4 protein-coding genes are annotated in these 7,614 nt (G+C 59.3%); 2 read left to right on the forward strand and 2 right to left on the reverse strand.

Annotation, left to right across the window (positions count from 1 at the left end; translation table 11 throughout):
- Positions 1-123 precede the first annotated feature (123 nt).
- Entirely contained in the window at positions 124-4,527 is a 4,404-nt protein-coding gene (locus VJU77_05335) for a hypothetical protein (GenBank protein ID HKP02771.1), read from the forward strand.
- A 101-nt stretch (positions 4,528-4,628) separates the two neighbouring features.
- On the opposite strand, the gene VJU77_05340 is transcribed toward VJU77_05335, so the two are convergent.
- Both VJU77_05340 and VJU77_05345 read right to left on the reverse strand, forming a co-directional pair.
- Entirely contained in the window at positions 4,629-5,054 is a 426-nt protein-coding gene (locus tag VJU77_05340; protein ID HKP02772.1) for a hypothetical protein, read from the reverse strand.
- A gap of 67 nt (positions 5,055-5,121) precedes the next feature.
- A complete protein-coding gene (locus VJU77_05345) occupies positions 5,122-5,535 on the reverse strand; it encodes a hypothetical protein (GenBank protein ID HKP02773.1) in 414 nt (137 codons plus the stop codon).
- Between the two features lie 198 nt (positions 5,536-5,733).
- Between VJU77_05345 and VJU77_05350 the strand changes: the two genes are divergently transcribed.
- Positions 5,734-7,614, forward strand: a 1,881-nt coding sequence (locus VJU77_05350) for a proprotein convertase P-domain-containing protein (GenBank protein HKP02774.1), incomplete at its 3' end; no start/stop codon positions are given.

Raw genomic sequence — 7,614 nt, forward strand, 5'->3', positions numbered from 1 at the left:
GTTTGTCTCTCGACGAGGGCCGCCTCATAATGAGGCTCCGGCCGAGCTGCTTGCTGAAGGAATAAGGTAGCCACAAGATACGCCTTTTTTCTGCGGTAGGTCAGCCGCAGCCGGAGTTTCATTATGCGCCGCACCCGTCTGACACTCCTTTTCCTTCTCGGTTCGGTCTCGGCACTTTTTTTAATCCTGAGTTTCACGCCCTTCGCGGGAGGAGCGAGCAAAGCGCTTCCCGGCAAGCTTCCTAACGCGGATGCGGAACAGGAATCGGATCCGGATTTGCCGCCGGGAATGGCGGGGAAAATCGACAAGGAAACGTACCTTCGCCGGCGCGCCGAGCAGTTGGATATGCTCCGGGGTCGGCCCTACAATTTACCTTACGACCCCCGCGAGCGGGCCATAAAGGAGATGGAGCGGCAGGAGGCCGCGCAGAAACAGGAAAGGCGCCGTCTCGGATTGCCCGAGCAGGCGTCCGCTTGGACCGCGCTCGGGCCCGCGCCGATTCCAAATGGGCAGACCAGTGACAGTTCGGTGCCGGTAAGTGGGCGAACTTCCGCGATCGCCGTCCATCCGACAAATCCCGACACGGTTTATGCCGGAACGGCTCAGGGCGGAATTTGGAAAACGACCAATGGCGGCACCACCTGGATGTCGCTCTTCGAGTTCCAGTTGGAAACCGAGGCCATCGGAGCAATCACGATTGACCCGACGGACAGCAACATCGTTTACGTCGGGACTGGGGAAACCGCGTTGTCGGGTGACAGCTTTATGGGGAAAGGCGTTTACATCATCCGGAACGCCAATTCCGCCACGCCAACGTTGAGCGGCCCTTTTCGCCTGAACAGCCTCGCGGTGGATGTGTTCAGTGGCCGGAGCATTGGTCGCATCGCCGTCGATCCGCTGAACAACAACATCATTTTCCTTTGCACGACCTCAGGCACCACTGGGAATCCGAATGCTGTTCCCGGCGGCACACTTCCGCTGCGTGGAATCTATCGATCGACTAACGCGCAATCGGCTACTCCCACCTTCGAGCAGGTTTCGATTACAGGTCTGACGGGGCAGGACCGAAACGTGGTCGACATCGCGATGGACCCGGGTGATCCCAATCTGCTCATTGCCACCGTCCTTGGGGTGGCCTCCGACGGCGGCATTTATCGCACTGCCAATGCGTTGGCTCCCGTTCCGACGTTTACTCGAACGCGCGTGCTGCCGGATGGCACCGCTAACCGCGCGGAGCTGGCGATCAATCGCAACGGCTCGGTCGTTACCGTCTATGCCGCGGTCGGAGAAACTTCAACAGCCGCGCTCGGTGGTCCGGACTGCGCGACTAATCGCTCGGGATATATAGCCCGATCGGTGGACGGCGGCCAGACCTGGTCTGCGCCACTTCCAGGTTCGACCGGTTTTTGCGGCGGCCAATGTTTCTATGACATCGCCATCGCCGCGACCCAGGACAACATGACGATTCACCTCGGCGGGGCGGCCCGGGGCGGCACCGCCCCATGTCAGGTCGACACGATGAAACGATCGACGGATGGCGGCCTGACCTTTGTGCGCAACGACAGTACCCTCCACCCGGATTCTCATGCGCTGGCGATTGCGCCTTCGAATCAGGCGGTCGTTTACGCGGGCAATGACGGAGGCATCTGGAGGTCGGGCGACAATGGCAACACCTGGGTGACCAAGAACACAAAAGGCTACAGCGTCACCCAGTTTCAAAGCCTGGCGCTGCATCCGTTCGATAGATATTTCACGATCGGCGGGACGCAGGATAACGGCACAAACTGCCTGAGCCCTGACGGAACAACCTGGACGAGCTGCCGCGGCGGGGACGGCGGTTACGCACTCATCGATCGCAACGCCCAGGATACATCGACGGTCACGATGTACCACACTTTCTTCAACCAGGTCGGCTCGCAGATCGGGTTCGAGCGCACGTTCAACACCAATTTTGCCTGGGTTTTCAGGGGTTGCTCAGGATCGAACAGCAATAATGGGATGACCTGCAACGACACCGTCCTCTTCTACGCTCCGATGGAACAGGGTCCTGGTAACCCGAACACGATCTACTTCGGCACCGACCGTCTTTACCGGTCCGTAAACCAGGGCGATACGATGACGCTCGCGAGTCAGGCGCCCATTGTCGCCGGACAGGCCGTCACTTCCATCGGCATCTCGCCCCAGGACGACAACGTGCGCATCGTCGGCTTGAGAAACGGCCAGGTCTTTGCCACGACAACCGGTTCCGCGGTTCTAACGGATGTGACGGGTTCGAATTTTCCTCCGGCAAACCCGAACGATCCGAACCGAAAGGCAATTGGGCGGGCTGTGATCGACCCGAATAATCCCAACACCGCTTATGTCACTTTCAGCAGTTATGGATTGCCGAGCGGTCAGCAGATTTTCAAGACGACCAACCTCAATAACGCGACACCGGTCTGGTCGGCAGCGAGTAACGGTCTGCCGAGCGTCCCTGTGGCCGCGTTCGTGATTGATCCGCAGGATTCCAACGCGCTTTTCGCCGGGACAGATATCGGCGTGTATTCGTCAACTGACGGCGGCGCGAATTGGACTCCATTGGGCACGGGACTTCCGCGGGTGGCCGTCTTCGATGCGGAGATTTCCAATGTTCATCGTGTTTTGCGAATCGCTACTCACGGTCGAGGGCTGTATGAAATTACCATCCCAGGCCAGGGTCTGCCGATACCGCGGCCTGGGGGTGACGGAACCAGCGGTCCCGGTGGCGCAGCCGCGGTGATTTCCGAGAGCTGCATGCCCTTCAACGGGGCGATCGATCCGGGAGAAACCGTCAGCGTCAGTTATGGGATCAAGAATATCGGAGCTGGGCCCACCACGAATCTGGTAGCGACGATTCTGCCCGGCGGAGGAGTCTCCGCGCCAGGTGGTCCCCAAAACTACGGCGCCATTCAACCCGGCACCACAGTCACCAGGAACTTTTCCTTCACGGCGGACGGAAGCTGTGGCGGGACAATTACCCTGACCCTTCAAATCCAGGACGGGGCGACCAATTTCGGAACGTTCGGCGTCGTCTTCTCGTTGGGGGCGGTGGTCTCTTCTCCGGCCGCTTTCTCGGAGAACTTTGACGGAGTGGCCGCGCCGGTCCTGCCCGCCGGCTGGACCACGTTAACGACCGGGACAGCGCCGCTCTGGGCGACCACGACCGCCTTCTCGGATACGGCGCCAAACTCGGCCGGAACCGATGGCACCGCAACGCCGGGCGACAACAGTCTAACGACACCAGTCATTGCGATTCCAAGTGCTCCCGGAACCGGAATTAATCCGGGCGTTCAGCTTTCGTTCCGGAATAATTTCAACCTGGAGGGTGGTTTCGATGGTGGAGTTTTGGAGATAAGCATTAACGGCGCGCCCTTCGTGGATATTCTCGCGGCCGGTGGGACGTTCGCGTCCGGAGGTTACATCGCGGGAATCGGAAACACCGACAGTGTGCTCACCGGGCGGCAGGCGTGGACCGGGAATTCCAATGGATTCGTTACCACGGTGGTGAAACTCCCGGTCAGCGCGCAAGGCCAAAACGCTCAACTCAGGTGGCGCACTGCGTATGACACCGGGACGAATCCGGCTGGCGGCGGCATGCGGGTCGATAGCGTGTCGATCAACGCGGTCACCCGACTCTGCTGCGGCGCGGTGACACCTACGCCTACTCCTGCCACTACGGCCTCGCCCACTCCTACCGCGACGGCGTCTCCAACACCTCCTCCCGCCGCGCAGGCCATTAACCTTTCAACCCGGATGTTCGTCCAAACCGGTGACGGTGTCGGCATCGGTGGGTTCATTGTTACCGGAACCGGCGCGAAGCATCTGCTGGTGCGGGCACTCGGGCCATCCCTTTCCGTTTTCGGAGTTCCCAATCCGCTGCCTGACTCTGTGGTCGAGCTGCATGGGTCGAACGGCTTTGCTACCCTGACTAATGACAACTGGAGAGACACCCAGGAGGCCGCGATTGTGGCGACGGGCCTGGCGCCGACTAATGATCTGGAATCGGCGATAGATGTAACCCTCCAGCCTGGAGCCTACACCGCCGTCGTCCGAGGCAAGAATAACACGACCGGTGTTGGATTGATTGAGGTCTATGATATCGGTCAGTCGGTCCCGTCAAAACTGGCTAATATCAGCACGCGGGCCTTCGTCAGTACGGGTGACGATATCGTCATCGCCGGTTTCACCCTGGGAAATAACAGTGGAGCTGGGAAGGTAGTGATCCGTGGGTTGGGGCCAAGTCTGAGTGCGTTTGGCGTTTCGCCAGTGCTGGCGGATCCAACCCTGGAGCTTCACAATGCCAGTGGGACGCTGCTCATCGCGGATAACGATTGGCAGGATGACGCGGCTCAGGCGGCGGAAATCAGCGCGGCAGGACTCGCGCCAAGCGACACAAAAGAAGCAGCCATCGCCGTGACCTTGCCCGCCGGCGCTTACACGGCCTTGTTAGCCGGGCTGAATAACGGGACTGGGAATGGCCTGGTAGAAGTTTACGTCCGCGAGCCGTAGCGGATGGCGAAGGTTCGTCTGCTCACATTTTGACAAACCTTCGCCGGCCCTTGCCAGCCAGCCTGTCCGAGCGCCTGCGCGCGTGTTCCAGACCCGAGAAATTATTCAGCGCTGATCCAAAACGCACGTGTAACCTGAGGGCTGTAGGTCTCCGGATAGATGTTCAGACAGCCGAAGCGAATGTCCAGGATCGCCATCACGGGCGCTCCCTTTGACACCTGCGGAACGGTCCAATTGAAGTATTGGATCCTCGGATTGCGTTGACTGGTAATAAACGTATAGACGTTGCCGCCATCGAGCGAGATCAGGACTTCCGTTTCACACATCGTCAGGTCCACGCCCGGAAAGTCGGCCTTCCATTCAACGCGCACGACTTGACCCGATTTCACAACCGTCCCGACTTTCGGCGAAAGCAGCTGGGCACTGTAATTCGTGTCCCCGCGCGACGCCAAAGCAGTTCTAGGCGAAGGCGGAGCCAGGATAAAGGTCAACGCAAGCAGGGTTAAAAGTAACGAGCGGGTTTTCATTTTTTCAGTCCATCCTAATCGGCGTTTAGTGTCAATCACCGTTTACGCAAATGGGCCCTGTTTTGTCCTACCGGTTGGTTTTGGTGAAATTCTCCAGCGTTCGTCGAACTGTAATTTCCTTGGGATTACAACAAGTGACGGAGATCTCTATCGTATCTTCTCCGCCTTTTCCGCCACCCGTCCGCAGACTAATCTTTGCGTTCTCCAGGTCTTTGGCATTGAATCCGTTTCTAAGGAGAATTTCTCTCGCCAGAGGGACCTCGTTAATCTTTACAGCTCTCTTCATCTGGTCGCTCTCATCGGGATTCGCACGAATCCGCGCCTGAACTTCATTGGCTTTATTTTGCAGCGACGCAGCATCATCGCTCGAGGAGGCGGCGTCCGCCGGGCTGGAGGGTTGACTGCTGTTTCCTTGCGCTGGCGCCTTCGTCGAAAACGCCAGAAGGCTGAGTAAGGCAATGATCAATCCGAAAAGTTTCATAATGTGACAGCCAGTAACGTTGCATAACTGTAATCTTCCATGCATCTGGGCACGGGAGAAAATAACCCTCGACAGGAATTAGCAAATCGTTCAACACTCGCGGCTGATTTCGTCACCTGACGTTTTCAACGCATTTTTGGATCACACATGAAGCTACCGCGATTGCTTTTTACTCAACGCGCCAAACAAAACAAATCTATGAAGACACGCCTACGCCTAACGATTCTTGCCGCCGTTTTTGCTACAACCACCATGTCAGGCTTGCAGGCGCAGGCGCAGGGCACCGAGGGCATCCAGGTGCCCGATGGAACCCGCAAATGTTTAAAGCCGGGAAACCGTCTGCCCATGCTCCCGAGTCCGTTCGTACCGCTGGCTTGCCTCGCGCCGGTGGTGAACGTCAGCGCCCAGGCCAGCAACGAGTCGGAAAGTTTCGTGGTCATCAACCCCACCAACACGAACAATATCGTGGCCTTCTCGAATCTGGTCACCAGCAACAGCATCTTCCGCGCGTTCTCAACTAACGGTGGCGTTACCTGGACGCGAGGGACGGTCGCCACGGGCGTGGCGTGTTGTGACGGGCAGGCGGCCTTCGACTCATTTGGGAACCTGTTCCTGGTTTACATCAACGCCTCCGTAAACCAGATCAATGTAATTTTGAGTACCGACGGTGGCGCGACTTTCGGGGCGCCGATTACCGTGGGTACGGGCAGCGTGGACCAGCCCTCGATCGCGGTTGGTAACGGCAGCGTCTGGGTCGATTGGAATTTGAGCGGAGCCATGCAAGCGCGAGGCGCGGCCGTGACAGGTTTGGGCGTCGTGGGAGCGTTCAATGCGGTCCAGGTGATCCCGACAGGCACGGGCAGTTTCGGGGGTATCGCGGTAGGGCCCGGTGCCAACGGCGGTAAGGTGATCGTAGTGTATCAAAGCCCCACCGGCGGACAGGGCCCGGCTACAATTTTCGCCAACGTCGACGCGGACGGACTGGGAGCGGGCAACTTCGGCGCGCGCATCACCGTCACGACCACGAATGTAGGCGGCTTCGACTTCATCCCGGCGCAGAGCGGGCGCTCGGTTGACTCTGAGGCCGGAGTTGTGTGGGACGCCACTGGCGGCCCGTTCAACAATCGGATCTACCTCGTCTACACGGAAGAGACGGTGAACGAGAACAATGATACCGACATCCTGGTGCGCACGTCCGACAATGACGGCGCCACCTGGAGCGCGCCCGTGCGGGTGAACGACGACGCGACCACCAACAGCCAGTTTCTACCCTATGTCACCCTAGACCGCACGAGCGGCAACGTAGCGATAGGCTTTCACGATTGCCGCAATGATAATGGCGTGCCCGGCGTTGGTGGGACGAACGCCGTCCCCAACGACGACGCGGAATACTTCGCGACCTTCAGCACCAACGGCGGCGTGACTTGGGCGCCGAACGTCCGCCTGAGCGGCGGGTTCTCGAACGACAATGCGGCGGCCAACGGAATCGACTACGGCGATTACGTCGGTCAGGACTCGCGCGCAGGCAGGTTCTTCGCCGTCTGGGCGGACAACTCGAACTGCGATGGCACGAACGCAAACGGGACGTTGAGCGCGTTTGATCTCTATGCGAGCTCACTCACAATTACGGGCGGATCTCCAACTCCAACTCCGACCCCTTGTGTCATTTGTACTCCAACCCCGACACCTACGGCTACCCCTACACCCACCGCTACTCCAACAGCGACACCTACCGCCACGCCGCCGTGCAATCAGACTACCTTTGCCGGGACGGGCGTAGGAGCGATTGCGGACAGCCCCGGATCGCCAACCTATGGACCGCCGCTGGTGATCAGCTTTGCGGTAGCTGGGCAGACCGCGCCGCTCACTAACGTGGCGGTGGATTTGACCCTGACCCACACGTGGGTGGGAGACCTGGATATGATCCTGACCTCCCCTGGAGGGACAGCGAGCCTGATCACGGTGAGCCGGATCGGGCAAACGACCGCGGGGGGAGTGGGCGACAGCTCCAACTACGGAGGGCTGTATAACTTCACCGACAGCGCGGCAGGGACCAACATCTGGACGGTGGCGTTGACT

It is taken from the genome of Chthoniobacterales bacterium, from assembly GCA_035274845.1.
In the GTDB taxonomy this organism is placed as follows: domain Bacteria; phylum Verrucomicrobiota; class Verrucomicrobiia; order Chthoniobacterales; family UBA10450; genus AV80.

Excerpts from the sequence above, each read along its gene's own strand:
- VJU77_05335 (HKP02771.1), top strand. The coding sequence starts at position 124 with ATGCGCCGCACCCGTCTGACACTCCTTTTCCTTCTCGGTTCGGTCTCG.
- VJU77_05340 (HKP02772.1), bottom strand. The coding sequence starts at position 5,054 with ATGAAAACCCGCTCGTTACTTTTAACCCTGCTTGCGTTGACCTTTATC.
- VJU77_05345 (HKP02773.1), bottom strand. The coding sequence starts at position 5,535 with ATGAAACTTTTCGGATTGATCATTGCCTTACTCAGCCTTCTGGCGTTT.